The sequence below is a fragment of the Streptomyces sp. YPW6 genome (genome assembly GCF_018866325.1).
GTDB lineage: Bacteria > Actinomycetota > Actinomycetes > Streptomycetales > Streptomycetaceae > Streptomyces.
On sequence record NZ_CP076457.1, the window covers coordinates 3,384,147 to 3,409,112 of the forward strand.

The window sequence follows — 24,966 nt, forward strand, 5'->3', positions numbered from 1 at the left end:
TCTGACGTGTCTGGGGGGCCAAACAGGGGGCCAAAGGGATTTGATCAAGCCTTCGGCATAGGTGCCTTACGCCGCTCGGCAAAGATCTCGTCCATAGCCTCCGCTCCCTGCGTGATCACCGGCCGGAGCTGCTTCCTGTACACGGCCTCAGTGGTCGCCTGACTGCTGTGGCCGACCAGCATGGCGATGCGCTCCAGCGGGATGCCGTGATCGGAGAGCAGGGACACAAAGCTGTGGCGAAGTTCCCGGGGCGTCCATTCGGGATCGAGCCCCGCCTTTTTCACGATGGCGCGGAAGTCGCGCCGCACGTTCGCGGCGTCCAGCGGCTCCCCGCTCCGTGTGGTGAACACCCGACCGTCGGGACGCCACTCGATCCCGTGCGAAGCGCGCTCCTGCTTCTGCCACCGCAGGTGCTCGACCAGCACGTCCACGACCTGCTTCGGTAGGGCGATCGTCCGGCGGCTCTTACGCGTCTTGGTCTCCCCGTGCCGGCGCACGGACCGCCACACGGCGACGTGCGGCGGGATGCCGTCCTCAGGGTTCAGGTAGACGTGATCCCAGGTAAGCGGCCGGGCCTCCTCGGTCCGCACCCCTCCGAGGAGCGACAGCACCAGGTAGGCGTAGAGGCGGCTCCCCCGCGCGGCCCCGAGCACGGCTTTCGCCTGCTCCAGGTTGAGTGCCTTGCTCGGTCGGCCGACACGTCCCTCCGGGACGGTGACCAGCAGCGCGACGTTGCGCACTGCCTTGTCTCGCCGCTGGGCGTGCTCGATTGACCGGCGGAGGATCGCCAGCACATCCCGGAGACTTCGTGTGGAAAGCGCCTCGACGCGGCTGTTGAGCCAGTCGTCCACGTCGTCGGCGCTGAGGTCCTTGAGCTTGGCCTTGCCCACGAAGGGGATCAGATGCTTGTCGGCGAGCGTGCGGTTCTTGGCCACGGTCTGGGCATCTCGCCCCTTCAGCCCGCGCTCCAGCCAGTCGTTCACGGCGTTCTCAACGGTGTAGTTGGCGGGGGTACGAACACCTGCTGCGACCTCCTTCTTGAGATCGCGGATCTTCTCGCGGACCTCCGTCTTGGTCTTGCCGTAGACCTTGGGTCGCAGACGCTTGCCGTTCGGTGCATAGCCCAGGGAGACCGCCCCCACGTAGCGGTTCTTTGCCTGGTCCCAGTAGATGGTGTCTTCCCCGTGCCCGGCTCTGCGGTTGGGCTTGCTGGTTGCCACGTCGGCAGTTCCTTTCATGCAGCGGGCCCGCCCACGAGAGTGGACGGGCCCGCTGGTCTGGTTGGTTAGTTGGATTCGCGCTTAAGGAGGTCGATGTACTCCTCGACGTACTCCGTCGGGATGCGCCGACTGCGGCCAATCTGGACAGTGCGCAACCGTCCGAGTCGGATCTCCTCGTACGCGGTGGAGCGTTTGACCCCCAGGATTTCGGCGGCGACATCGACGCGGAGGAGGCGGGCGGGCGGCGAGGTGGTTGGCGTGGCCACGGGATTCTCCTCTAGGTGTGGCGGGCGGGTGCTTTCTCTGTCCTGGCAGATCCGCAACGTCCGCCACGCCGCCACACCGCAGGTCAGGGGCCTGCGTTTGTGGCGGATGGCGGTCGTGTGGCGGATAGGTGCCGCCACATCCGGGGGTGTGGCGGCACCTGGTGGCGCTGGGGGTCAGCCCGCGACGGGGAAGAGCGGTGTGGCGGCTTCCGCAGGCGTGTGGCGGATGGGTGTGGCGGTATCCGCCACGGATTCACCCCCGCTGACCTGCGGTGTGGCGGATGTGGCGGATGTTGCGGACTCCTCGGGGGGCGGTGGGCAGTACCGCGTCCAGGCGTCCGTGAGGTCTTCCGCGTAGTAGCCCTTGGGGGTACCGGAGGCGGTGCGGATGCCGCGCGGCTTAATGGGCTTGATGGCCGGGGTGACGTACTGCCCGAGGAGCTTGGCGAGCGTCCGGGAGTTCAGCGGCTTGTCGTCCAGGTCGCCCCACGGCGCGTCGTCCATGCGGAGCAGGATTTCGAGGATGACGGCGGTGGGCACCCGGTCCGCGCCGCAGAACACGGTGTCGCGCAGGTCGGTCAGCAGCCGGACACCCAACGATGCTTCGTCGTTGTCCTGACCGGCGTTGATCAGATCCAGGCAGGCGGCCCGGGCCCGTGCGGGCCAGGTTCCGCCGGCCGCGTCCGCGACGGCGAGCAGGGGCTCCCACACGTCGGCGGGCCGGTCGGTGACCCCTTCGGGCATGTCGGGCCAGGCGTTGGCGACCTGGTCGCGGACGGTGTCGGCCCACTTCGCGACCTGGTCGCGCAGGGCGTGGCCCTGCTTCTCGTGGATGCGCTGACGGTAGGGCTCGACCTTCTCGTTGGGGGCCCGCTTCCGCATGCGGATGATGACGGAGCGGGTCAGGACGGTGTCGGGGAGGGAGCCGAGCCCGGCCATGGCGACGGCGCAGTAGGAGCCGAACACCTGGGCGTTCTGGTTGGAGCCGTCCCCGACGCACCGCAGGGCCCCTCCGATCCTGCGGTATCCGGCGTTCAGGAAGCCGCGCAGCGCCTCGTCCGCCCCGGCCTTGGGGCCGAAGATGGTGTCCACCTCGTCGAACAGGACGGTGGGCAGTCCCTCGGCGGAGTCGACCAGCCGGTAGAGGGCGTTCGCGGACGCGGACACCGTGCTCATGGGGCGGGGGGTGAGCAGTTCCACGATCTCCAGCGCCCGGGACTTCCCCGACCCGGGTTCCGGGGAGAGGAACGCGATGCGGGGGGTGGTCTCGAAGCAGTCGATCAGGTGGGCGTGCGCGTCCCACAGGGCGACCGCGACGTAGGCGGACTCGGTGGGGAAGACGTTGAACCGGCGGTGGAAGGCTTCCACCTGGTCGAGCAGGGCGGCGCCGTCGATGGGTGCCTTGGTCTGCTGGGCGGTGGTGTTCATGCGGCGTTCCTCCGGTGCTGCTCGGTGTGCGGGCAGTGGTCGACGCGGGCGCGGGTGGTCAGTTCGGTGACACGGTCGCGGCCCCGGGCGCGCTCGTGATGGCCGCAGGCACAGAGCCAGTCAGCCGTGGGGATCTGGTTGCGTCCCAGCCCGCGCACCGTGAGGCCGGGCCGGATGCCGGTCACCGTGACCGTGTGCGGGTCAGGGAGAACAGCAACGCGGACGCCTCCGGCGACGCCTTTCGGCTCGCCACCGGTCACCAGTGCTGCGGCGACGTTGGCGGCCTGCGGGCGGTTCGGGGTGGCAGGCAGGCTCTTAAGGCGGGGATTCCTGGGGGTGGTGGTCATGCCGGCCGCCCGGGGTTGTTGGCGATGGACCAGTTGAGAGCGCTGGTCACGGCGGCGCGGCACTCGTTCTCCCGGAGGCCGGCCGCCAATCCCGCCGAATTAAGAGCCTGCTCGACCTCATGGCGGGCGAGGTCGCCGGACGGGATGAACCGCCCCAGAGCGCGGGCGGCCCGAACCAGCGTCCAGTTCCGCGCCCCCTCCCCGGCCCCGGCGACGGCCGCCGTTTCGGCCCTGAGAGCCGCTGCGGCGTACCGAGAGGCCCGAACCGGCACAGGCGCGGCCATCAATGCCCGAGAGGGCTGACGGGGCATCAGAAGGGTGTACAGCCAATCCGGGAGCGGGGCGGTGTCGGTGGGGTCGACCACGTCGTACGTACCGTTCGGGAGGGTGCTCCCGGCGGCGACGACGTAGCCGCCGTGGGCGCGGGTGTCGATGTGGGTGCCGAGCCTGCCCGCGCTGTTGCCGAGCCTCACCCCGGGCGGGGCGGTGAAGTACAGGTGGTGTCCGCCGCTCGCGGTCCGGGTCCGGTAGGTGGCGGGGACGGTCTGCCCGGCGCGCTCGCAGAGCGCTTGCAGGGAAGTGACGCCGTCAGGCGTTCCTTTCGGGTCCTTGGCCTTGACCGGGTCCAGGTCCACCACGACCAGCCCGGACGGGCCCGTGGCCAGGCCGACGTTGAACGCGCCGACCGACCACGCCTTGCGGATGCGGTCGGGGTTGGTGGTGGCCCGCTGCTCCCACTTCCGGTGCCCGGTCGCGCAGTCGCCGGTACGGGTGCAGGCGGTCTCGCCGTGGAGGGCGGGGCGCTTGTCTCCGGGGCGGAGGGGGAAGACGTGCCACCCGCGCTCGGCCGCACCCAGCGCGGCGGAGAGGAGGTCGGGCACTCGCCCGATAGGGGTGGGTTGGGTCATGCTGGTGTCTCCAGTTCTGTGAGAAGTGCTGGCAGACGAGGGCGGCCCCAGACTTTGGCGAGGCGGGGGCCGCCCTTGTGCATGTCAGAAGGGCGGTTCGACGTTCCACGGGTCGCGTACGCCCCGGCTGCGGCGACGGATGCGGGGGAAGCGGAGCAGGGTCCAGCGGCGGGTTTCGTCCCAGCAGGTGCAGGGGTCCCAGTCGGTGCCGGCGTACTCACCTTCGTGGTCGCCGTAGTCGTATGCGAACCCGCCGTCGCCGTCACAGCGGGGGCAGTCGGGGTCGGGGGTGTCGGTCAGGATCAGGGTCCGGCGGTCCCACCCGGTGAGCTGGATACGCAGTCGGGGCATGGTCGGTTCCTCCGGTCAGGCGGCCTTGTCGGCGGTGAGTCCGCCGTCCGGCTGGCGGGTGATGTGGCCGGTGTCGGTGAGGCGCTTGACGGCCTTGGACACCGTGCCCTTGGACAGCCCGGTCGTCTCGGCCAGGTCCTTCTGCCGTACCGGTGTTGCGGCGGTCTCGATCGCGTCGAGGATCCGGGCGTCCGTCCCGTCCACGGCCGCCACGACCGGGGAGGCGGTGGTGGGCTTCACGAGGGTGAGCGTCGGGGTCGTCCCGGTGGCGGTGGGTGTGGTGGTGCGGGACCAGATGGGCTGGTCGGGGAGGTTGATGACGACGGTCTTGTCCATGTAGCGGACCTTGACCGGGTCGGGGCCGCGCTTGCCGTCGCGGATGAGCGCGACGCCGGGGGCGGGGAGTTCGTCCGCGTTCCAGCCCTTGGCCTGTGCGTCCTCTCCGAGGACGACGCGGGCTTCGGCGGGGGTGCGGACGGCGAGGCAGATCGAGGTGCTGATCTGCGGGGCGATCTGTTTGGGGACGCCGTCGCCGATGGTGGGCTTCTGCGTCATCCACCACAGGTCGATGCACGCCGCCCGGCCCATGCGGGCGATCGACTCCAGCCCGGGCAGGGCGCTGCGGGTGCGGACCTTCGTCTTGCCGTCGCCGTCCTCCTCGGGGAAGGGGACCTTGTCGGCGGCGGTGACGACTTCCGCGCCCTCGTCGACGACGACGGTGATGCGGGGCCGGTCGGGGGTGGGGCCCCAGGTGTCCTGTCCCTTGGGCAGGACGTTGAGCCGGTCGTGCATCTCGGCTTCCAGTTCGTCCACCACGGCGATGACGTCTTCGGGGGTGGAGGCGACGCGGGCCCGGTGGTCCCACAACCGGCCTTCGACGCGCTTGAGGTCGATGATGACGAGCGCGTTCGTGTCGCCCTCGGAGGCGTCGAACAGGAGCGGGCGGGACGCGACGCTCTTGCCCGCCCCGGACCGGCCCGCGATCAGCAGCCGTTCGCCCAGGGGGACGGTGACGTGTTCGCCGGTGACGGTGTCGATGCCGAGCGAGCGCCGCTTGGGCGCCCACAGGAGGTCGTCGCCGTCGGCGGCGCTGCGGGTGCGCAGGGTCAGTTCGGCCCAGCCGCCCTGCTTCCCGGCCTTGATCTGGAACCGCAGCCCGGTGCGGGCACCGAGCAGGGCGCGGATGTGGTCCTCGGAGCCGCGCAGTTTGGTGGTGGTCCATTGGCCGTCGAGGCGGACCGCGACGACGATCCCGGACTCGGTCAGGCGCGGCCGGCCGGTCAGCGTCCCGGCCAGGCCGCGCTGTTCGGCGTGCTCGCGCCAGTGCTCGGGCTGGAGCCGCTTGAGCAGGTCGCGTTCCTCGGCGGTCGGCTCGTTCGGGGAAGCCGCGGGGCGGTGGAGCAGCGCCCACAGGACTGCTCCGGTGACGGCGACGCTCACGGCGACGGCCGCCCACATCCACACCCGCCCCGGGACTAGCGGCAGCCCGACGTACCCGGCGGCGGCGGTGACGAGTGCAGCCTTGGAGGCGAACAGCCACATCGGGTCGGGCACGCGCCGCTTGGCGGTGGCGAGTTCACGCTCCGCGCGGTGGACGAGGGAGGTGACCTTCTGGGGATCGGTGGCCTGCGCCTGTGCGAGAGCGGCGCGGGCGTCGCGGACCAGGGGCTTGCGGGTGGCTCGCAGGGTGCGGCGGCGGTCGGATTCCTTGGACCAGCGGTCGGCGGTCCAGCGGGCGGCGGTTGCTGCGTACTGGCGGTGTGTCTGCCAGGCTGATGGGTGACTCACGGGTTCCTTTCCAAGGGCTATGAGTCGGTGGGGGCGGGCCCGGCATGGCCCGCCCTCACACGCGGGTGTGTGTACGCGCAGTAGTGGAGTTTCCGGTTTCCTGGTTTCCGACAGGGCCCCTACGCGTGTGCGCGCGAGACGGGAAACTTCCGTCACCCTGCGTCGCTACGGGGGTCCTGGCGGCCGAACAGGGGCCGGGGGGTCTCGACCCACCCGGAAGGGGCCCCGATCGCTCTGCGGGGCGCTGGACGATTTCAGTGGGTGGAGCGGCCGAACCACCGGTTGTGGACGGTGGTGTGGTGCACCGTCGCGGGCCGCCCGGCACCGAGGACGGTGGGGGCGATGCGGGAGGCGACGACGGCGATGGCGGCCCACATCACGAGCGACCCGAGACCGGCGGCAGCGCTCACGAGCTGACCGGCACCGAGGAGGACCTGACCGGCACCCCACCCGGCACCACCGGCCAGCAGTCCGCCGGCGGCGATGCGCTGGGCGCGCGGATCGAACAACGGCTGCGGGGTCAGGTCACGCGGCTGGTGGATGACGGGGGTGGTGGGCAGGTGCTCGCGGAGCACGGCCACCATGCTCCCGTCCGGGCCGGGGACGTAGACGACCGTCCCGGCCCGCTCGGCGTGGAGCTGCACCGTGCCGGTGGTGGGGGCGGCCGGGGCGGTGGGCCAGGTCGGCAGGACGTGTTCGGCGGGGGTCATGGGGGCGTGTCCTTCCTGGTCGGCGGGGTGTCGTGGCAGGTGACGCACATGCCGAGCGAACGCGGGATGCAGTACCCGACGTCACGGCGGCAGTTGGGGCAGGTGCGGCGGGCCCGCATCGCCGCAGCGAGCGCGGCGGTGCGGGCCGGGGTCATGGGGCGTACGGGCTTGGCCCGGTCAACCCGGTAGAGGTAGGCGACCAGCGGCCCCCGGCGTCGCCGGGGCCGGTGGACTTCCGCGACGACGTCCTGACCACCCGGCCGCAACCCCAGCGCGCGGAGCTGACGGCGGGTGGCCAACCCGTCCGGGGCAAGCCGCCACCGGTAGCACGGCAGCGTGCTCACGACGTCGTGGTGCCGAAGGGCAAGGGCTGGACGCGCCAGGTCACCTCAGAGGCCGAAGGCAGGGCTGCCCCGGGGGCGTGGGTGGTCCAGTTGGAGCGCGGGGCTCCTTCGGCCTCAGCGGCGATCTCTGCCGCTTCGACGGTGGGGTGGATGCTGTGCAGGCGTCCGTAGTGGAACAGGACGTAGACCCGGTCCGCCCGGTTGCTCTGCTTGCGGGTGGTGCGCAGCAGCGTGCGCAGGGCCTGGCGGTCCTCGGTGTCCAGTAGCGACTGGGACCGGAAGGTTTCCAGCTCACCCTCAAGACGGGCAGCGTCGGCTTTCGCCTGGTCGAGTGCGGCCCGCAGCTCCTCCGCCACGTCGTCCGCCCGGGTGAGGAAGTCGAGCATGTCCCCGCTCTGCTCCAGGCACTTTTCCGCCTCAGTGCGGGCGGTCTGGGCCTCCGCCTCAGCCTTGGTGAGGCTGTCGCGAAGCATGCTCAGGGTGCGGGTGCGGATCAGGGTGATCATGCGGTGGCTCCCTCAAGGTCCGGGATGGCGGCGGTGGTGGTGTCGCGGTGTTCCTGGTAGCGGGCAGTCGCCCAGCCGACAGACCAGCCACACAGCTCGGCGGCCTGCCGGATGGGCAGCCCGGCGTCGAACGCGGCCCGGACCGTGGCCCGCGCCCGGACCTCGTCCTGCTTCTCCACGGCGGGGCCGGCGGCCAGCAGCGCCTGGCGTTCACGCTCGGCCTGCTGCTGTTCACGCTCCCGCTCACGGCGCTCACGGGCTTCCCGCTCCCGTGCCTCCAGCTCGCGGCGCTGGGCGGCCTCGCGTTCAAGGCGTTCACGCTCGGCCTGCTGCTGTTCACGCATCTGCTCACGGCGTTCACGGGCCTCACGCTCGGCCCGCTCCCGCGCCTCCGCCCGCTCGCGCTCCTCACGCCGTACCGCGTCCTCGCGGGCGGTCTGTTCACGGGCGATCAGCGCCTCGTGCTCACGCTGTTCACGCGCCAACTGGGCCGCGTGCTCCCGCTCCTCACGGACCCGCCGCTCCTGTGCTTCGCGGCGCTCGGTGGCGGCCTGCTCGCGCTCGGCCCGCTCGGCCTTGAGCTGTGCTTCGCGGGTGCTCTGGGCGGTGGTGATGGCCCGCCGGTAGGCGAGCCCGGTCTCTGCGGTGACGATCAGAAGGAGCGGTGCGACCGCGTGGACAGCGGCCCCGACCAGGTCCTTCTTCAACGCGGAATCCGCGACGTTCAGGGCCAGGGTCATGGCCCCGGTCATCCACCGCAGAGCGATAGGCCACCGGCCCCCGTGCCCGCCCAACGCTGCCAGCACCGAGTCCAGGCGGACCACGATGACCACCGCCGCGTCCACGACGAGCGGCAGGATCGGGGCCGTCCACTCCCACCCCTGCGGGCTGTGCCGCTCCATCAGCGGGGTCACCGTGAGGATGGAGAACAGCATCGCCCCGCCCACGATCAGCCACGTGCCGACCGACAGGGCGCGTTCCGCTGAACGGATCTGAACAGCGTTCACGACGCCACCCCCACACCCGCCACGTGCGCCGGGATCTCGGCGTAGCCGACCAGGCGCAACCGGATTCCCGTGAACACGGTCTGAGCGTCCAGGACGCGGGTGGTGCCCCCGCTCTGAACGCGGTGAACAACAGCCCCGGGTTCGATACCCAGGGCCTCCCGCCACGCCTCGAACGCGGCCAGGCCGCTGTGCGCCGACAGCTCCACCTGGTCGGGGAAGACGGTGGAGACGTGGACGTCGACGGCCGGCAGGTCCGGGAACCGGTCCATCAGTGAGGCCAGGACGGTGACCGCAGCGGACAGCCCGCTCATCGTCGGTGCGCTCATGCCGCACCGCCCGACGACGTCACCGCGGAACGGTCGGCCACCGGGCACACGGGGATCTTGGCGAACAGCCGCCGCCGGGGTGCGGGGGTGGCGTCCCACTTCCACTCCGCCCCGTCCCGGGCCGCGTAGCCGAGAGCGGCCAGGACCGCGTCGCGCTCGGGGACGGTCGGGACGGGCTCGGCGCGGTGGAAGCCGTGGACCGGCCACTCTCGCGGCTCGTAGCCGGTCAGGACGAACAGCTTCCAGGTCCCGGACGCGTCCAGGACCATGCGGGCCTCGGGCAGCAGCGTCATCACGCCACCTCCCCGGCGGCGGCGGTGTTGGCCAGGTCGCGGCGAGCGGCCAGCACCCGCCGGCGGGCCCGCCGGATACGTCGCTCATCCAGCTCCGTCGGCGCCCGGTCGATGGTCATGATCTGCGCGTCCAGCAGGTCGACGTCCGCCAGGATCAGCGGCATCTCCGTCTCGATCGCGTCCAGCTCCGCGTCCGACGGCTCACCGTCGAACGGGGCGGCGGCGGTAACGGCCGCCTGAAGTGCTGCGATGCTCTTCATTGGGTCTGTTCCTCTCAGCCAGGAACGGCTCAACACGAACCCCCGGAGTTCCAGCTCCGGGGGTTCTCGCCGTTGGAACCAGCAATCCGGCTCCCCTCAGCCCCGCCCGTGCAGCACCGCGTGAAGCGGACTGGACGGGCGGAGGAGGCAACCGGCCGCAGCGGTCATGGGCACTGCGGATGGTCGTGAACGTACGGGTGTCTCCTTCGGGAACACGAGCTCCCGTGCAGGCGTATGGAGACGTGACCTTTCGGTCTAAGCCCTCCGGTTGACCAGGGATCCGGGACCCTCGGCCCGATCTTTCCCGGGCCCCTTGGCGTCACATCCGAAGAGGTGACGCCCGGTCGTACAGGTCGAAGCAGCCCAAAGAAGGGCTCAGCTCACCGGACCATCAACTTGGCTAGCCCGGTTGAGCTGCCCTTAACGTAGCCAGCATGACTAGCCATGTCAACATCTGGCTAGCCTGGCTGCCCTGATCATGAGTTTTGGGCGTAGCATCGAGGCATGACTTTCACGCCCGAACCGCTGGACCCGGACGACAACCGTCCGCCCTACGAGCAGGTCGCGAGCAGCCTTGCCGCAGCCATTCGGACGAGGAGGCTCGCCCCTGGCGACAAGCTGCCGTCGCATAAGAACCTCACCGATCTGTATGGGTTCGCCAGGGCGACGATTCAGCGCGCACTGCGGGACCTGGAGGATGAGGGGCTGGTCGTCTCCCGCAAGGGAAGCGGTGTGTACGTCCGTAACCGGACCGAGCGGCCGGCCGGTTTGCGGCCCTACGTCGAGCAGGCTTTCGCTAGCCCGAACGTCTCAATCGACTTCGCGGGTTTCTCCAGCGAGACGCTGCATGGAGCCCTACAGGAACCGATCGACAAGATCCGGGTCGGCCGCCTGACGCCGACCAGCATCAACATCCGAATCCTGGTGCCGGACATGGCCGTGCCTCAGGCTGCCCCGGTACGTCGGAGTGACGGCGCTGACGACCCCCGTCTCCGAGCCCGCATGCACGACATGATGGTCGGCTTCACCCGAAGCATCTCCAACGCCGTGGGGGAACTTCAGCACCTCGGTCTGGTCCAAGAGGCCGCTGTCAGCGTGCGGATTCACAGCGGAACGCAGTTCTTCAAGCTCTACGTCATCAACCAGGGAGACGCGTTCTTCGGGTACTACCCCATCCGCCCGAACAAGGTGTCCGCAGGAGGGGAAGCGATCGACATCTACGACCTGGTGGGCGCAGACGCCGCGCTGTTCCACTACTCGACCAACGAGGGAGACGGGACCAGCGGCGCACAGCAAGTCGAACAGGCGCGCCTCTGGTTCGAGAGCGTCTGGAGCACCATTGGAAGGGACTTCGACCCCTATGGCGTCTGAGAGCCTCGCCGCGACCGTCGCCGCTACCAGCGGCGTGCTTTTCGACTTCGACGGGCCTGTCTGCGATGTGTTCGCTGGGCACCCCGCACCTGGTGTTGCACGAGAACTGGCCGCCATGCTCGCCGAGATCGACGCGACGGTTGGCAAACGGGCCCTCGAAACGGACGACCCGATGGAGGTGCTGCGATTGGCACCCCGCGTCGGCGAGGCTGCCGTGCGCCGAATCGAAGAAGCACTCACGTCGGCGGAAGTTTCGGCGGTGAAGGCTGCGGGTGCCCCCGTCACGGGCGCAATGGACTCCCTTCGTGCGGCCCACGCGTCCGGCCGAAGAGTCGCGATCGTGAGCAACAACTCGGCGGCGTGCGTGAGGGAATTCCTAGCACTTCACAGCCTCGATCGATTCGTTCACCAAGTGATCGGCCGTTCCCCGAACCGCCCTGACCTCATGAAACCCTCGCCGTTCTCTCTCGAAAGAGCTGCCAAGGACCTTGGCGTCAAAGCGAGCGCCTGCACGCTGATCGGTGATTCCACTACCGACATCGAGGCCGCCGCGCGGGCGGGCTCCATGGCGATCGGCTTCGCCAACAAGCCAGGCAAAGAGGCAAGCCTCGCCGCCGCGGGGGCTAGGACGATCGTCACGGCCATGGCTACCGTCGCTGAGGCCCTTCTGACGCCGCCCCTTGCGCGTTGACCCCCTCGCTCGGGGGGCCAAACGGGGGGCCAACGCACTCAATCAAGGGCGGACGAGCATGGACGCCCACGGACAGGCCGACGCCGCATCTGCCCAGCACGGGACCAAGCTGACCAGCCTGGCAGCCCCCTGAATAGCGTTCGGGACGAAGAGGTCGTGGGTTCAAATCCCGCCACCCCGACAGCTGAAACACCAGGTCAGGGGCCTGATCCGCATCGCGGGTCGGGCCCCTGAGTGGTTTCGGGGGGCCTGGGACCGTTCGGTAGCCCACCTTCGGATCCGGCTTCGCGTTGGCTCCCGCAGCGGTTCGGCGTTTCGATCATTCGGCGAGATAGCCCTCGTAGAGGGACCCCGCCCGCGTACGCTCTGGTCGTCCGACGCACCGCGCCGGGCGCACGAGGGGGCATCGTGGATCATCTCTTCACCGTGGACGGCCGGACGGCCACGCCGATATCGCGCACCGGGCTCGCCGCCGAGAGCCTGCTGGAGCGTCAGCACCTCCAGGAATGGGTGATCGCCCATCCCCAGGTGCCCGGAGAGTCGGTGCTCGTGGTCACCGCGGAGTACGACCGGTGGGCCGACACCGACGGAGTGCCGGCCCGCGACCGGCTGGACGTGCTCGGGCTGGACGCGACCGGGCGCCTCGTCGTCGTCGAGCTGAAGCGGGGGACGGCCGACCGGGACGTGCACCTCCAGGCGATCACCTACGCCGCCCTGGTGTCCCGCTTCGACCTCGACACCCTCACTCAGGCACACCGCGACTTCCTGTCGCGCAGGGGGCAGACCCTCGACATCGGCGCGTGCAGGCAGCGGCTGCTCGACCACGTGGACGGGGAGTGGAGCCCGGCGTTGCTCCAGCGGCCCCGGCAGGTGATCATCGCCGCCGACTTCCCCAAGCAGGTCACCCACTCCGTCGTCTGGCTTTCGGAGATGGGCATCGACATCGACCTCGTCCAGGTCGGCCTGTGGCGGGTGGAAGGGCATATCGTCGCCGGGTTCACCAAGGTCTATCCGACCCCGGAGGTCGAGGAGTTCACGCTCACCCCGACCCGGGTCGAAGGCGAGGCGGCGGCCAAGAAGCTGCAGGAACGCTCGCGTTCACGCAACGCCGTCCACGTGCTTGTCGGTGCGGGCCTGTTGCCTGATGGGACTAGGCTGCTAATGACACCGCGCCACGGTGTGACGGAAGCGATCCGCGCCGAGATCCGGGCGTGGGTGGCGCAGGACACCGGCCGGGCAGCCGCCACCTGGACCAATGACACCGCCAAGCCACTGGTCTGGGACGCTGACGGAGCCTCCTACTCCCCTACCGGGCTGGCCAACCACATCTTCACGAGCGTGACCGGACGCACCGCCGACGGCATACAGGGAACGACGTGGTGGGACGTGGACACCGCCCATGTGCCCGCCGACGTCGACCCCGACGCATGGGCCACGCTGGCAGGGGCCGACCTCACCGGGCTGGCCAGGCAGCTCAGCGGCACTCGCAAGGACTGGACCGGGCTGCACACTCTGCTGAGCGGTGTCCCGGCTGGGCGATGGACCACCTACGGCGACCTGGCGGCGGCGGTCGGGAGCCATGCCGTCCCCATAGGTCAGCACCTCGGCACCTGCGGTCGATGCCCCAACCCCTGGCGTGTCCTCACGGCCGCCGGGAAGGTCAGCCCCGGCTTCCAGTGGCCCGACCCCTCGCGTACGGACACCGCCGCATCCCTCCTGATCAGGGAAGGCGTGCGCTTCGATGGGGACACCGCCGATCCGGACCAGCGCCTGCGCCAGGACGAGCTCCGACACGTCCTCGACGGCTGAGAGCCCTTCGAAGCCCTCAGCCCATCGTGACCGTCCCTTGCTCAGGCCTCGGATCCGCCGAAGCGCTCCCGGTAGGACTCCAGGTCCTCCTCCGTGATCTTCGCGAAGAGCACCGGCGGGACCGTGAACGGGGTGCCGGCCGGGATCGAGGCCAGGGACTTCGCCTCTTCGGCCGTCACCCAGGTCGCGGTGTCGGCGGTCAGGGCGAAGGCGCCCCGCATGGCGGCCGCCGAGGCCGGGATGAAGGGTTCGGAGACGACCGCGTACAAGTGGATCAGGTTCATCGCCGTGCGCAGCGTCAGTGCGGCGCCGTCGGCGTCGGTCTTGATCTCCAGCCAGGGTGCCTTCTCCTCCAGGTAGGAGTTGCCCGCGGACCACAGGGCACGCAGTGCGGCGGCGGCCTTGCGGAACTGGAGCGCCTCCATCTGCTCCTCGTACTCGCCGAGCAGTCGTGCGATCTCCTCGCCCAGCTTCGCCTCCGCCTCGCCGGCGGTGTGCCCGCCCGGGACCTCGTCGCCGAAGCGCTTGCGGGAGAAGGACAGGACGCGGTTGACCAAGTTGCCGAGGGTGTCGGCCAAGTCCTTGTTGACGGTGGCGGTGAAGTGCTCCCAGGTGAAGGAGGAGTCGTCCGACTCGGGGGCGTTGGCGATCAGGAAGTAGCGCCAGTAGTCGGCCGGGAGCGTCTCCAGGGCGGCGTCGGTGAAGATGCCGCGCTTCTGGGAGGTGGAGAACTTCCCGCCGTAGTACGTCAGCCAGTTGAAGCCCTTGACGACGTCGACCTTCTTCCACGGCTCGCGCACGCCGAGCTCGGTGGCGGGGAACATCACCGTGTGGAACGGGACGTTGTCCTTCGCCATGAACTGGGTGTAGCGGACGGTGTCGTCGGCCTCGTACCACCAGGACTTCCAGTCGCGCCTCTCGCTGTCCGGGGCGGCGTCCGCCCACTCCTTCGTCGCGCCGATGTACTCGATCGGGGCGTCGAACCAGACGTAGAAGACCTTGCCCTCGGCCGCCAGCTCCGGCCAGGTGTCCGCCGGGACGGGCACGCCCCAGTCCAGGTCGCGGGTGATCGCCCGGTCGTGCAGGCCCTCGGTCAGCCACTTGCGGGCGATGGAGGAGGACAGCTGCGGCCAGTCGGCCTCGTGCCGCGCCACCCACGCCTCGACCTCGTGCTGCAGCTTCGACTGGAGCAGGAAGAGGTGCTTGGTCTCGCGGACCTCCAGCTCCGTGGAGCCGCTGATCGCCGAGCGCGGGTCCAGCAGGTCGGTCGGGTCCAGGACGCGCGTGCAGTTCTCGCACTGGTCGCCACGCGCCTTGTCGTAACCGCAGTGCGGGCAGGTCCCCTCGACGTACCGGTCGGGGAGGAACCGGCCGTCGACCGGCGAGTACACCTGCCGGATCGCGCGCTCCTCGATGAAGCCGTTCTCGTGCAGCTTGCGCGCGAAGTGCTGGGTGATCTCGACGTTCTGCTGCGAGGAGCTGCGGCCGAAGTGGTCGAAGGCCAGCTCGAAGCCGTCGTACACGGCCTTCTGCGCGTCGTGGGCCTGCGCGCAGAACTCCGCGACCGAGAGTCCGGCCTCCTTGGCGGCCAGCTCGGCCGGCGTGCCGTGCTCGTCCGTGGCGCAGATGTAGAGGACGTCGTGACCACGCTGGCGGAGGTACCGGGAGTACACGTCCGCCGGAAGCATCGACCCGACCATGTTGCCCAGGTGCTTGATCCCGTTGATGTAGGGAAGCGCGCTGGTTACCAGGTGTCGAGCCATCCTTGGATGCTCCATTTCGTACGCATTGCGGCGCCGGTGCCACTGCCACGGCGGGCCCAGGTAGGGAGGCCGCAGTCGATGCGATCTTTCCGATCGCACGCGTCACACACGGTGACGGAACAAGGCTGCAGGCCGCCGTCATCGTATCGAATCGGGGGTTGGGCCGGCCTGCGGGTTTCCCCGGCCTCCGTGCCGCACCCGACCTGCACTCGGCCGTCCGGGACAGGCGGCCAAGCGAGTCCCGTACGGCCGAGGCGCGCCCCACTTTACGGCTACCGCCCATCGCGGGTCCCGCGCCACGTATACGTCCCCGCTCCCTCAACTCTCCCTTTCGGCCAGCTCTCCCTTTCGGCGAGGTGGACCGCATGACCAGGAAGCACACGCCCCGCGGGCTCCGCTCGTCGTCGTGGGGCAGGGGTGCGTCGGGCTCCCGTTGGCGGTGCGAGCCGCCGAGCAGTCGCGGCACAAGGCGCGTCGAGGTCGTTCGCACGGCGGCGAACCGAGAGGCCGAACGGCGTTCTCTCTTGCCTCTGTTGACCGATCTCTGTAGCGCTACGGATCAGGTGGTGTCCCCAGGAGGAGATGATGCGCGGTCGGCTCTGGCAGGTCATCTGCTGGCCATCGACAAAGCCCGACCGTCGGTTGGGTCCCGGCCGTTCTCCGGGCCGCCCCCAGACAGGCCGGGGATGCAACCATTCCTTTCAGAGCTGGAACCCCCGGAAGCCGACCGCGCACTGGAGACTCTAAGTGCCCGCACTGACAACGCCCTTGTGCGTGGTCGGCCGTTGACGGGCGAGTGGAGCCTGATCCAGCGGCTGCGCCTGGCGGGCGCTGCCGCCGGGCTTCGGCATGTCGAAGTCGACGGCCCACCGCAGGTTCCTGATCAGGTCCAGGGCCCGCTTCGGATCGGGCTTACGAGCAGCCCCGGCCCCCGGGGAGGGCGGCTCTCGGCACAACACGTCGCGTACGACGAGGCGTCGGCCGACAGGTCGAGATGCGCCGCACCGGGGTGTACGCGTGGCGGAGTTGCACGGTCCCAACGCGCACCTCGACGACGAGAACGACGGCCTCCAGGTGTACGCCCTCCTCGACCGCCCGGTACCAGCGGCTGCGTGAAGCGCTCCGCCAGGAGTTGTCGTCGGCGGGAACGCGCCGAGGCCCTCGCCCCGGGCTCTGCGGCCGACGTCCCGGCCCTCACGGCCCACGGGGTGGACCCGGGCTCCCGCGCGGAGGCGGATACCGGCAGTTCCAGGGGACCGTCACGGCAGCGATGACCGTCGCCGCAGGCGGGCCGTGAGCGCCGGCGGGCCTCGCGGCCTCACGGCACCGCCGCGGCGCGGTCTCGCACGCCGCGGCGGTACGCCACCGGCGGACGTCAGCCCAGGGTGTCCGGCTCCGGGTGGTGCACGGCGAAAACCGAGTACGCGTGTGCGTCGGGCCTGGCGAGTTCCGCCGCCTTGTCCCGGTAGACCTGGCAGTCGGGGTCCGACATGGTCGCTTTGATGTCCGCCTTGCTCCGCCACTGGGCGAAGTAGATGAGCCGCTTGCCGTCGTTGCTGCAGAGGATGTTCACCGAGACGCACCCCGGCCGGTGCCGGATGTGCTTCTCCGCGCCCTCGCTCAGCACCTCGGCGAGCTCCTGCTGGCGTTCGGGCTCGACGTCGAACACGTTGATCATGGCGACGGTCCCGTCGTCGGTGCGGATGACGGTTTCCCTCATGGTGCTGCTCCTCGGTTCGGTGGTGGTGCGTGACGGGAACTCGGGTTTCGGGGTGGTGGATCAGCCGGCGGGGAACCCGGCCGGGGACCGGTGTCCGGGCACCGGGATGTCCTGGTCCGGCCCTGCGGCGGTGACGGACGACGGCCCGGTCTGCGTTCCGTCCGCGGCGCCCAGCTGCTTCTCGATCCGCTCGGGCAGCGCCCACCGGTACAGCGGCATCGCCGCGGCCGTGGTGAGTACCGCGACGAGCACCAGGAGCGAGAAGACGTCCTGCGTGATCATTTCCTGCGCCAGTCCGACGTTGATGAAGATGAGGATCATCAGGCCGCGCGCGTTCATGAGGCCGCCGACGGCGTAGGACTCGCGCCAGGAGAACCCGGCCGCCTTCATCGCGAACGCGCAGCCGAAGTACTTCCCCGCGAAGCCGGCTGCCAGGATCAACAGGAACGGGAGCGCCATCCCCCACCCCACCAGACCGTTCAGCCGCGTGTTCAGCCCGGAGAAGGCGAAGAAGATGGGCAGGAGGAGCACACAGACGAAATCCATCATCCGGCTGAGCAGCGCCTCACGGAACGCCGGGTTCCGCGGCATCGCCAGACCCGCGACGAAGCCGCCGAAGACCGAGTAGATCCCGATGTAGTCGGTGAAGTAGCCCGCCAGGACCACGATGCCCATCACCAGGTACATCTGGTCGAATCCGAAGTTTCCGGTCCTCTCGACGGAGTTGCCCAGCGGACGGAGCCACTTGGACACGACCAGGAGCATGAACGCCGCGAACAGGGCCGCGAGCCCGATGGTCCGGAACGCGTGCCACACGCCGGCCTTGGCGTGCACCGCGCTCAGTACGGCCAGGAAGCACCACGCCGCGGCGTCGTCGACCGAAGCGCCGAGCAGCGTCATCCGACCGAGCACCGTGTTCTGCAGACGGCGTTCGTAGAGGATCCGGGCCAGCATGGGGAAGGCCGTGATCGAGAGGGCCCCGCCGATGAAGAAGGCGAACTCGAGCTCACTCACGTCGGAACGCGACAGGCGGTCGTAGAGCAGGTAGCCGGCTCCGGCCCCCAGGAGGAGCGAGGGCACCACGCCCGAGGTCGCGAGTATCGCCGCCTGTCTTCCCTGCTTCGCCCCGGAGGCCGATCCGTGGTCCATGCCCGCTCCGACGAGGAACATGAAGACGGTCAGCCCGATCGTGCTCAATACGTAGAGGACCGGCTTCACTTCGACCGGGAAGACGGCTTTCTGGGCATCCGGGAAGAGCGCGCCGAAGAACGTGGGGCCGAGCAGAACGCCTGCGATCATCTCCCCCAGCACACGGGGCTGCTTCACCAGCAGGGCGAGACGACCGCACACCGCCGACGCCAGCATGATGACGACGATCGCAGGCAGAACTTTCAGCACCAGCGCCAGGTTCTTGTCGGCGACAGCCGCCAAATAGATTTCGTGCGGCACGGATCCCCCCGCTTCGACGACTTCAGATTCGCTTCCCGAGGATGAACGGCCGCCACTGCGGATCGCATGCGAGTCACTTGCGCCACTTGATCGGATCGGCTATTTCACCCGGGCCACGGAGATACAAGGAGAAAACAAGCCATCGATCCAACAGCTTCCACCGGAATGGCACGCACGCGGCGTTACCTCCCAGACCGGGCAAAGGTGCAGCTCAGCGGCGTACCATCAGTTTTTTTGCTTACGTATTACCTGTGTCACACATGCGGCTGATAGCGTCACGGAGGCCAGGGCGAGTTGCGTCTCCAGAGGACCTTGGCCAGATGAATCGGGGGATTATGCAGGTCGGCAACTGGCGACGTGATTCCGGATAACCGGACCGGTCCCCGTGTGCCCCGTGTGTCGGCGCACTGAGGCGCCGCCTTTATCACCTGCTCCGACTTCCCAGGCGAAACAGACAGTGACGTCTGTCGCTCATACGTCGCCGGCTGCGCACCCGATCCACCCCGACGAGGCTGGGCCGTACACGTCCACGTCCTCGCGCTGTCCGGAAGATCCGAGGAGAGTATGGACAAGGTTCGCTCAGTTCAGGATCCGGTGCGCTCGGATGCCGGCACTCCGCCGCCGACCGCTGTTGAACGCCTGGTTACCAGGGTCCTGGTGATCGACGGCGAGGCCCTCTTCCGGGAAGGACTCTGCAGGCTGTTGGCCGACGCCCCGGAGATCTCGGTCGTGGGCGACACCGGTGGCATGACAGAGGCGCTCTCCCTGGTCACCGGCTGCAGCCCGCACGTCGTCCTGCTCGGAATCCGGGACGCCGACGGCGTGGCGACGGCGGTGCGACGCCTCCGGCAGGCGGCGCCCCAGGCCGCCGTGGTGGTGCTGGGCGCTCACGCCCCGTTCGGTCTCGTACAGGAGCTGCTCGGCGTCGGAGTGCGCGGTTATCTCCTGCGGACCGCATCGGGACAGGAAGTGATCGCCACCGTGCGCGCCTGCCGTGACAGCCACAGCCGGGTCTTCCTCTCCGTTCCGCCCGAGGCGCTGATCGACACCACGGGGCAGAGCAGCGGCGTCCGGCTGACCGAGCGGGAACGGGAGGTGCTCGACCTGACCGCCTGCGCGATGAGCAACGCGCAGATCGCCGCTTCACTCGGACTGTCGGAGCCCACGGTGAAGCGGCACCTGCGCAACATCTTCGGCAAGCTCGGCGCCGTCTCACGCATCGACGCGGTCAACAAGGCCAGAGCGGCCTCCCTGATCTCCGTCCGAAGACCCGCCGAGTTCTTCTGAAGCCCCTCGCGCGCCGCCGGTCACACGTCCGTCCGTGCGGCACGGCCGATGCAGGCGGCGACCACTCCCGCGCCGGCGAGCAGGACGACACCCGCCACCACCAGCGCGACGCGGGTGCCGGAGGCGACCGACGTCGCGCCGCCGATCACCGCTCCCAGAACGGCGACGCCCAGGACGGCGCCGGTCTGGCGCGCCGAGTTCAGCGCACCGGAGGCGATGCCGGACTGCTCCTTGGCGACCGAGCCCACGACCGCGGTCATCAGCGGCGGGATCGCGAAGGAGACGCCGAACCCCAGGATCGCCAGGCCGACGCACATCACCACGAGCGAGAGGGTGGAGTCCGAGGTGGCCGTCGACTGGATCAGCACGCCGGCGCCCATCAGCAGGAATCCGGCGATGGCGGGCTTGCGGGCGCCGATCCTGCCCACGAGGCGACCGGTGAAGATCGGGTTGAAGGCCGTCGGCAGTGTGAGCGGCAGGAAGGCGAGACCCGCGGTGAAGGCCGAGTAGCCGTGCGCCTCCTGGAAGAACAGGGACAGGATGAAGAGCACGCCGGAGAGTCCGAAGTTCACCAGGAGACCGGCGAACAGTCCCGCGGAGAGCGTCCGGTTGAGGAACATGGACATCGGCAGCATCGGGGCGTGGGTCTCTGTCTCCTCGCGGCGCTCGGCGAACAGGAACAGCGCCCCCGCCACCACGAACACCGCGAAGCCGCCGAGAACCTGGGGTGATCCCCAGCCCTCGGGCTGGCTCTCGATGAGCGCGTACGTCAGGCCGGCGAGGGCCAGAACCGCGGCGACCTGCCCTGGCAGATCGACTCCCTTGGACGGCTTGGGCGGGCTGGCAGGCGCGTGCTTCATGGTGATGGCGATGCTGACGAGCGCGACCGGGACGTTGAGCAGGAAGATGGACTGCCAGCCGAGCACGTCGGTGAGCACGCCGCCGACCAGCGGACCCGCCGCGAGCGCGGTACCGCTGATCGCGGCCCACGTGCCCATGGCACGCGCGCGAGCCGGCGGATCGGTGTAGGCGTGCGCGATGATCGCGAGTGACGTGGGCAGGAGCAGGGCTCCGGCCACTCCGAGCAGGGCCCGCAGGGCGATCAGCGCGCCCATGGAGCCGGCCACCGCCGACACGCCGGAGAAGGCGGCGAAAAGCCACAGGCCGGTCAGGAAGACCTTCCGGCCGCCGTAGCGGTCGGAGAGCGCCCCGGCGGTGAGGAGCAGGGCGGCGAAGGTGAGCGTGTACCCGTTGGACACCCACTGCAGTCCGCTGAGCGAACCCGACAGGTCCTCGCCGATGGCGGGCAGGGCCACCGTGACGACGGTGGTGTCCAGCATCACCATGAAGTAGCCGAGGGACAGTCCCAGAAGCAGCAGGCCGTTCGAGCGGCCGGAGGCGGGTTCCGTACTTCCGGGTGGGTCTCCGGGAGACGGCCGGGCGGAGTTCGTCGGGTGGACTGACTGGCTGGACATGGCTGTCCTCCCAAGGAGGTACGGGTTCTTTGTGAACGAAGGCCGCAAAACGGCAGCATGAGATATCGCCGAGACCGGTTGTGGGCGAAGGGCGATAGCTGGAATCCTTGCAGGGGGAAGGCGCCTGCAGAAGCGGGCTCTTCCGATGACGACCATCGGCGGGGCCGATCAGAAGGGCGGAAGCCGTGGAACTGCGTCACCTCCGGACGTTCAGCACGGTGGCACGCACGCTCAACTTCACCCGGGCCGCCGCAGAGCTGAACTACGCCCAGTCGAGCGTCACCGAGCAGATCCAGGCCCTGGAGGCCAGCCTCTCCACCAAGCTCTTCGACCGCGCCCATCGCAAGCTGTCCCTCACTCCCGCCGGCGAGCGCCTGGTCGAGTACGCCGACCAGATGCTCCTCCTGGAAAGGGAGGCGCTGACCGCGGTGGAGGGCGACGCCCAGGAGCCGGGCGGCCGACTGGTCGTCGGCGGACTGGAGACCCTGTGCGCGCACCGGCTGCCCATGGTGCTCGCCCGCTACCGGCAGCTCTTCCCCCGGGTCCAGGTGACCCTGCGCGAGGGTGGCCGCGGCGAGCTCTACGAGTGGGCGCGGCGCGGCGAGGTCGATGTGGCGCTCACCTTCGGGAAGGCGCCCGAGGACAAGCTCCTGGCCAGCGAGAGCCTCACCACGGACCGGCTCATGGTGGTCACGCCCGTCGGGCACCGGCTCGCCTCGTACTCGCGGATCGGCGGGTCCGAACTGCGCGGGGAACCCTTCCTCGCCACCCCCGAGGGCTGCGGGTTCCGGGAGATGCTGGACAACCTGATCCGCTCCCTGGGGCCGGACGCGCCGGTCGTCGACACCCAGGTCGCGAGCATGGCGGCGCTGTGCCAGTGCGCGGCGGCGGGCATGGGCTGCGCGCTGCTCCCCGAGATCGCGGTGGCCGGGCCCGCGGCACGCGGAGAGGTGGCCGCGGTGCCCGTGACGGGCGACGGCGTCTCCCAGACCGAGGTCACGATGACCTGGCTGCGCAGGTCAGAGCTGCGCCCGAGCGTGCCGGCCTTCCTCGCCACCGCGCGCTCCGCCTTCGAGAACCTGGCGCCCGAGCGGGTCGCCTGACGGTTCGGCACCTCTGATCGACACCGGGCCGCCGCCGGTCGACGCCCTTGAGTGCACCCCTGGGGATCACGGTGCATACGCCCTCCGATACCCATCGAACACACCTTCGTGTCACGCGCTTGTGTACCGCTTGAGGCGCTGCCTAAATTCCACACCTGAAGTCACGCAAAGCCGACCGGCGAAGGACTGTGTGCGGAGGGCAGATGGAAATAGGCACCCTTGGCCCATTCAGATTCCGAATCAATGAAGAAGACGCGACTCCCGGGGCGCCGAAGATCCGGCAAATGCTCGCCCTCTTCGCGGTCCGCAGCAATCAGGTGGTACTGCTGCAGGACCTTGTGCGGGAACTATGGGGCGAGGCTCCCCCGCAAAGCACGAAGATAACCCTGCAGACCTATATCGTCCGGCTCAGGCAAAAGCTCTCGAACCACCTCACCGAGGGCGGCACCCCGATCGACTCGAAGGACCTCCTCCAGACGTTCCACGGGGGATACCGCCTCACGGTCGATCCCGGCGTCCTGGAACACCGGCGCTTCGAGGAGTTCTCGGCCCGGGGCAGGCACGCGCTCCTGTCGGGGGACAGCGCCACGGCCTCGCTGCTTCTGCGGTCGGCCCTCGACCTGTGGCGAGGGCCCGCCCTGGTCGACGTATGCACGGGATCCCTCCTCCAGGCCCATGTGACCAGGATGAACAACTCCAGGACCATCACCGTCGAGCAGCTCATGGAAGCCGAGATCCGCCAGGGCCGCCATCTCGACGTCCTCGGCGACCTGACAGATCTGGCGGCGGAGAACCCCTTCGACGAGAACCTGCACGCCCAACTGATGATCGCCCTGTACCGGGCCGGCCGGCGCTCCCAGGCCCTGGAGGTCTTCGCCCGCCTGCGCGGCACCCTCGTCGCGGACCTGGGCATCGACCCGTCACGCCGGCTGAACCGGCTGCACGGCGCGATTCTCAGCGGCGATCCCACCCTTGAGAATCTCCCGTCCCAAGGGGGAACCCTTCTCGACTGCTTCGCGGCCTGACGGACGAAAATCCCCCTTTCACAGAAGGAGAAAATTGAAGTGAATTCCGCCGAGAATCCTCCCGCGCAGGTGGACGTCATTGTCATCGGCGCCGGTCCGGCCGGAACCACGGCGGCCGCCAAGCTCGCACAGTCGGGACGGTCGGTTCTCGTCCTGGAGCGCCGGTCTCTTCCTCGATTTCATATCGGCGAGTCGTTGCTGCCGCCGATCACGGCCATTCTCGAAGAACTCGGCGCGTACGACCGCGTCCTGGAGCAGGGGTACGTCCTCAAGCACGGGGCGGAGTTCAGCGGAGGCCGCAAGGGGCGCTTCGGCCGCATCCCCTTCGCCGGGCAGGGGCCCGGCCGCCACCACGTCACCTTCCAGGTCGAACGGGCGCACTTCGACAAGACGATGGCCGACGTGGCGCAGGAGTCCGGCGCCACCGTGCTCCAGGAGGCGACCGTGCACGAACTCCTGCGCGACGGCGACCGGGTCGTGGGCGTCCGCTACGAGCACGGCGGCCGGACCCACACCGCCCACGCGTCGTACGTCATCGACGCCGGCGGGCGGGCCAGCAAGGTGGCCCACACCTTCGGCCTGCGCCGGAGCATCGACAGCCTGCGCATGGTGGCGGCCTACCAGCACTTCAAGGGGCTGGACGAGAAGTACAACCCGGGAGTCGAGGGCGACCTGCAGATCGGCGGCCACGCCGAGGGCTGGGTGTGGGCCATCCCGATCTGGCCGGACACGGTCAGCGTCGGCGCGGTGATGCCGCGCGAGCTGCTGCACGGAGTGGCGGACCGCGAGGCCGTGTTCCGCGATCACGTGTCCCGCATATCGCGGATCACCGAGCGGCTCACGGGCACGGAGCCCGTCGGCGAGCTCAAGGTGGAGACCGACTACTGCTACTACTCCGACACCATCACCGGAGACGGGTGGTTCATGGCCGGCGACTCCGCCTGCTTCTTCGACCCCATCTTCTCCGGCGGCGTCTTCCTCGCCATGGCCACCGGACTGCGGGCCGCCCAGTCCGTCGACACCATCCTGGGCGAGCCGGAGCGCACCGCGAACGTGCAGCTCGCGTACTCCGACTTCTACAAGACGGGCTACGACGTCTACGGCCGCCTCATCCACGCCTACTACGAGGCCGGGTACAGCCTGCGGGGGTTCCTCCAGTCCGCGGGGCTCGACATCTCCGGCGACCAGCTCGGCACCAACAAGTGGGTCGCGCGGCTCGTCAGCGGTGACTTCTGGAACCCGCGCAACATCCTGCTGCGCCACCTCCGGGACCAGCCGCGGTGGAACACCTTCGCCCCGTTCGAGCCCCACTGGGGCTGCCCCTTCTACGAGGACCTGAACGTCGCGGAGGACGAGGCCGAGCAGGCCGCCACGGAACCGGGCGCAAGATCCGTCACCGTCGCCTGACGCGTCACGGCTCCCGGGCCCGAGCCCCGGTGAACGGCGTTGTGTGCCGTTGACCGGGGCTCGGCTTTCGTCCGCCCCCTGCCCCCTCTTCCGCTCACAGGAGAGCAACCCC

At 69.5% G+C, this 24,966-nt stretch carries 25 protein-coding genes and 1 pseudogene; 8 read left to right on the forward strand and 18 right to left on the reverse strand.

Annotation, left to right across the window (positions count from 1 at the left end; all coding sequences use genetic code 11):
- Nucleotides 1–44: 44 nt before the first annotated feature.
- The 14 genes from KME66_RS14880 to KME66_RS14945 form a co-directional block, all read right to left on the reverse strand.
- Nucleotides 45–1,220: a tyrosine-type recombinase/integrase gene (locus tag KME66_RS14880; protein WP_253208344.1), complete on the reverse strand. Its 1,176-nt coding sequence runs from the start codon at nucleotides 1,218–1,220 to the stop codon at nucleotides 45–47.
- Nucleotides 1,221–1,285: 65 nt separating this feature from the next.
- Nucleotides 1,286–1,486 carry a helix-turn-helix domain-containing protein gene (locus KME66_RS14885; RefSeq protein ID WP_216322753.1) on the reverse strand — a complete coding sequence of 67 codons (201 nt, stop codon included), beginning with the start codon at nucleotides 1,484–1,486 and terminating at the stop codon, nucleotides 1,286–1,288.
- 174 nt (nucleotides 1,487–1,660) lie between these two features.
- Entirely contained in the window at nucleotides 1,661–2,914 is a 1,254-nt protein-coding gene (locus KME66_RS14890) for a DUF3631 domain-containing protein (RefSeq protein ID WP_216322757.1), read from the reverse strand.
- A complete protein-coding gene (locus KME66_RS14895) occupies nucleotides 2,911–3,261 on the reverse strand; it encodes a hypothetical protein (protein ID WP_253208345.1) in 351 nt (116 codons plus the stop codon). Before KME66_RS14895 ends, KME66_RS14890 begins: the two co-directional genes overlap by 4 nt.
- Nucleotides 3,258–4,169 (reverse strand): bifunctional DNA primase/polymerase, encoded by a 912-nt coding sequence (locus tag KME66_RS14900; protein ID WP_216322759.1) that lies wholly within the window; start codon nucleotides 4,167–4,169, stop codon nucleotides 3,258–3,260. The genes KME66_RS14895 and KME66_RS14900 overlap by 4 nt, the downstream gene beginning before the upstream one ends.
- A gap of 84 nt (nucleotides 4,170–4,253) precedes the next feature.
- A complete protein-coding gene (locus KME66_RS14905; RefSeq protein WP_216322761.1) occupies nucleotides 4,254–4,520 on the reverse strand; it encodes a hypothetical protein in 267 nt (88 codons plus the stop codon).
- 15 nt (nucleotides 4,521–4,535) lie between these two features.
- Nucleotides 4,536–6,308: a helix-turn-helix domain-containing protein gene (locus KME66_RS14910; protein ID WP_216322764.1), complete on the reverse strand. Its 1,773-nt coding sequence runs from the start codon at nucleotides 6,306–6,308 to the stop codon at nucleotides 4,536–4,538.
- Nucleotides 6,309–6,562: 254 nt separating this feature from the next.
- Nucleotides 6,563–7,018 carry a hypothetical protein gene (locus KME66_RS14915; protein ID WP_216322766.1) on the reverse strand — a complete coding sequence of 152 codons (456 nt, stop codon included), beginning with the start codon at nucleotides 7,016–7,018 and terminating at the stop codon, nucleotides 6,563–6,565.
- Complete coding sequence (locus KME66_RS14920) at nucleotides 7,015–7,362, reverse strand: RRQRL motif-containing zinc-binding protein (RefSeq protein ID WP_216322767.1); 348 nt, start codon at nucleotides 7,360–7,362, stop codon at nucleotides 7,015–7,017. Before KME66_RS14920 ends, KME66_RS14915 begins: the two co-directional genes overlap by 4 nt.
- A complete protein-coding gene (locus KME66_RS14925; RefSeq protein ID WP_216322769.1) occupies nucleotides 7,359–7,868 on the reverse strand; it encodes a hypothetical protein in 510 nt (169 codons plus the stop codon). The genes KME66_RS14920 and KME66_RS14925 overlap by 4 nt, the downstream gene beginning before the upstream one ends.
- The gene (locus tag KME66_RS14930) at nucleotides 7,865–8,875 is read right to left on the reverse strand and encodes a DUF2637 domain-containing protein (RefSeq protein ID WP_216322771.1); all 1,011 of its coding nucleotides are present in this window, start codon (nucleotides 8,873–8,875) and stop codon (nucleotides 7,865–7,867) included. The genes KME66_RS14925 and KME66_RS14930 overlap by 4 nt, the downstream gene beginning before the upstream one ends.
- Nucleotides 8,872–9,201 carry a hypothetical protein gene (locus KME66_RS14935; protein WP_216322772.1) on the reverse strand — a complete coding sequence of 110 codons (330 nt, stop codon included), beginning with the start codon at nucleotides 9,199–9,201 and terminating at the stop codon, nucleotides 8,872–8,874. Before KME66_RS14935 ends, KME66_RS14930 begins: the two co-directional genes overlap by 4 nt.
- Nucleotides 9,198–9,494, reverse strand: coding sequence for a DUF6303 family protein (locus tag KME66_RS14940; RefSeq protein ID WP_216322777.1), 297 nt, complete (start codon nucleotides 9,492–9,494; stop codon nucleotides 9,198–9,200). Before KME66_RS14940 ends, KME66_RS14935 begins: the two co-directional genes overlap by 4 nt.
- Entirely contained in the window at nucleotides 9,494–9,754 is a 261-nt protein-coding gene (locus KME66_RS14945; protein WP_216322780.1) for a DUF6284 family protein, read from the reverse strand. The genes KME66_RS14940 and KME66_RS14945 overlap by 1 nt, the downstream gene beginning before the upstream one ends.
- A 504-nt stretch (nucleotides 9,755–10,258) precedes the next feature.
- Here KME66_RS14945 and KME66_RS14950 point away from each other — a divergent pair.
- The 3 genes from KME66_RS14950 (at nucleotide 10,259) to KME66_RS14960 (ending at nucleotide 13,625) form a co-directional block, all read left to right on the forward strand.
- A complete protein-coding gene (locus KME66_RS14950; RefSeq protein ID WP_216322783.1) occupies nucleotides 10,259–11,125 on the forward strand; it encodes a GntR family transcriptional regulator in 867 nt (288 codons plus the stop codon).
- A complete protein-coding gene (locus KME66_RS14955; RefSeq protein ID WP_216322786.1) occupies nucleotides 11,115–11,816 on the forward strand; it encodes an HAD family hydrolase in 702 nt (233 codons plus the stop codon). The genes KME66_RS14950 and KME66_RS14955 overlap by 11 nt, the downstream gene beginning before the upstream one ends.
- 408 nt (nucleotides 11,817–12,224) lie before the next feature.
- Nucleotides 12,225–13,625, forward strand: coding sequence for an MGMT family protein (locus tag KME66_RS14960; RefSeq protein ID WP_216322789.1), 1,401 nt, complete (start codon nucleotides 12,225–12,227; stop codon nucleotides 13,623–13,625).
- Nucleotides 13,626–13,666: 41 nt separating this feature from the next.
- On the opposite strand, the gene metG is transcribed toward KME66_RS14960, so the two are convergent.
- Nucleotides 13,667–15,388 carry a methionine--tRNA ligase gene (metG, locus tag KME66_RS14965; RefSeq protein ID WP_216322792.1) on the reverse strand — a complete coding sequence of 574 codons (1,722 nt, stop codon included), beginning with the start codon at nucleotides 15,386–15,388 and terminating at the stop codon, nucleotides 13,667–13,669.
- An 810-nt stretch (nucleotides 15,389–16,198) separates the two neighbouring features.
- Between metG and KME66_RS14970 the strand changes: the two are divergent.
- Nucleotides 16,199–16,285 (forward strand): annotated as a pseudogene (locus KME66_RS14970) (IS5/IS1182 family transposase); the annotation flags it as partial.
- A 478-nt stretch (nucleotides 16,286–16,763) separates the two neighbouring features.
- Here KME66_RS14970 and KME66_RS14975 read toward each other — a convergent pair.
- Together KME66_RS14975 and KME66_RS14980 are read right to left on the reverse strand one after the other, a co-directional pair.
- Complete coding sequence (locus tag KME66_RS14975) at nucleotides 16,764–17,108, reverse strand: putative quinol monooxygenase (RefSeq protein WP_216322795.1); 345 nt, start codon at nucleotides 17,106–17,108, stop codon at nucleotides 16,764–16,766.
- Between the two features lie 60 nt (nucleotides 17,109–17,168).
- Nucleotides 17,169–18,557, reverse strand: a complete 1,389-nt coding sequence (locus KME66_RS14980) for a cation:proton antiporter (RefSeq protein ID WP_216322799.1) — start codon at nucleotides 18,555–18,557, stop codon at nucleotides 17,169–17,171.
- A 657-nt stretch (nucleotides 18,558–19,214) separates the two neighbouring features.
- Here KME66_RS14980 and KME66_RS14985 point away from each other — a divergent pair.
- Entirely contained in the window at nucleotides 19,215–19,844 is a 630-nt protein-coding gene (locus KME66_RS14985; RefSeq protein WP_216322803.1) for a response regulator transcription factor, read from the forward strand.
- Between the two features lie 20 nt (nucleotides 19,845–19,864).
- Here KME66_RS14985 and KME66_RS14990 read toward each other — a convergent pair whose 3' ends face one another.
- A complete protein-coding gene (locus tag KME66_RS14990; protein ID WP_216322805.1) occupies nucleotides 19,865–21,319 on the reverse strand; it encodes an MFS transporter in 1,455 nt (484 codons plus the stop codon).
- Between the two features lie 185 nt (nucleotides 21,320–21,504).
- Here KME66_RS14990 and KME66_RS14995 point away from each other — a divergent pair, with 185 nt between their 5' ends.
- The 3 genes from KME66_RS14995 (at nucleotide 21,505) to KME66_RS15005 (ending at nucleotide 24,854) form a co-directional block, all read left to right on the forward strand.
- A complete protein-coding gene (locus tag KME66_RS14995; protein WP_216322808.1) occupies nucleotides 21,505–22,422 on the forward strand; it encodes a LysR family transcriptional regulator in 918 nt (305 codons plus the stop codon).
- A 203-nt stretch (nucleotides 22,423–22,625) separates the two neighbouring features.
- Nucleotides 22,626–23,447, forward strand: coding sequence for an AfsR/SARP family transcriptional regulator (locus KME66_RS15000; protein WP_216322810.1), 822 nt, complete (start codon nucleotides 22,626–22,628; stop codon nucleotides 23,445–23,447).
- Nucleotides 23,448–23,486: 39 nt separating this feature from the next.
- The gene (locus KME66_RS15005) at nucleotides 23,487–24,854 is read left to right on the forward strand and encodes an NAD(P)/FAD-dependent oxidoreductase (RefSeq protein ID WP_216322814.1); all 1,368 of its coding nucleotides are present in this window, start codon (nucleotides 23,487–23,489) and stop codon (nucleotides 24,852–24,854) included.
- Nucleotides 24,855–24,966: the final 112 nt, after the last annotated feature.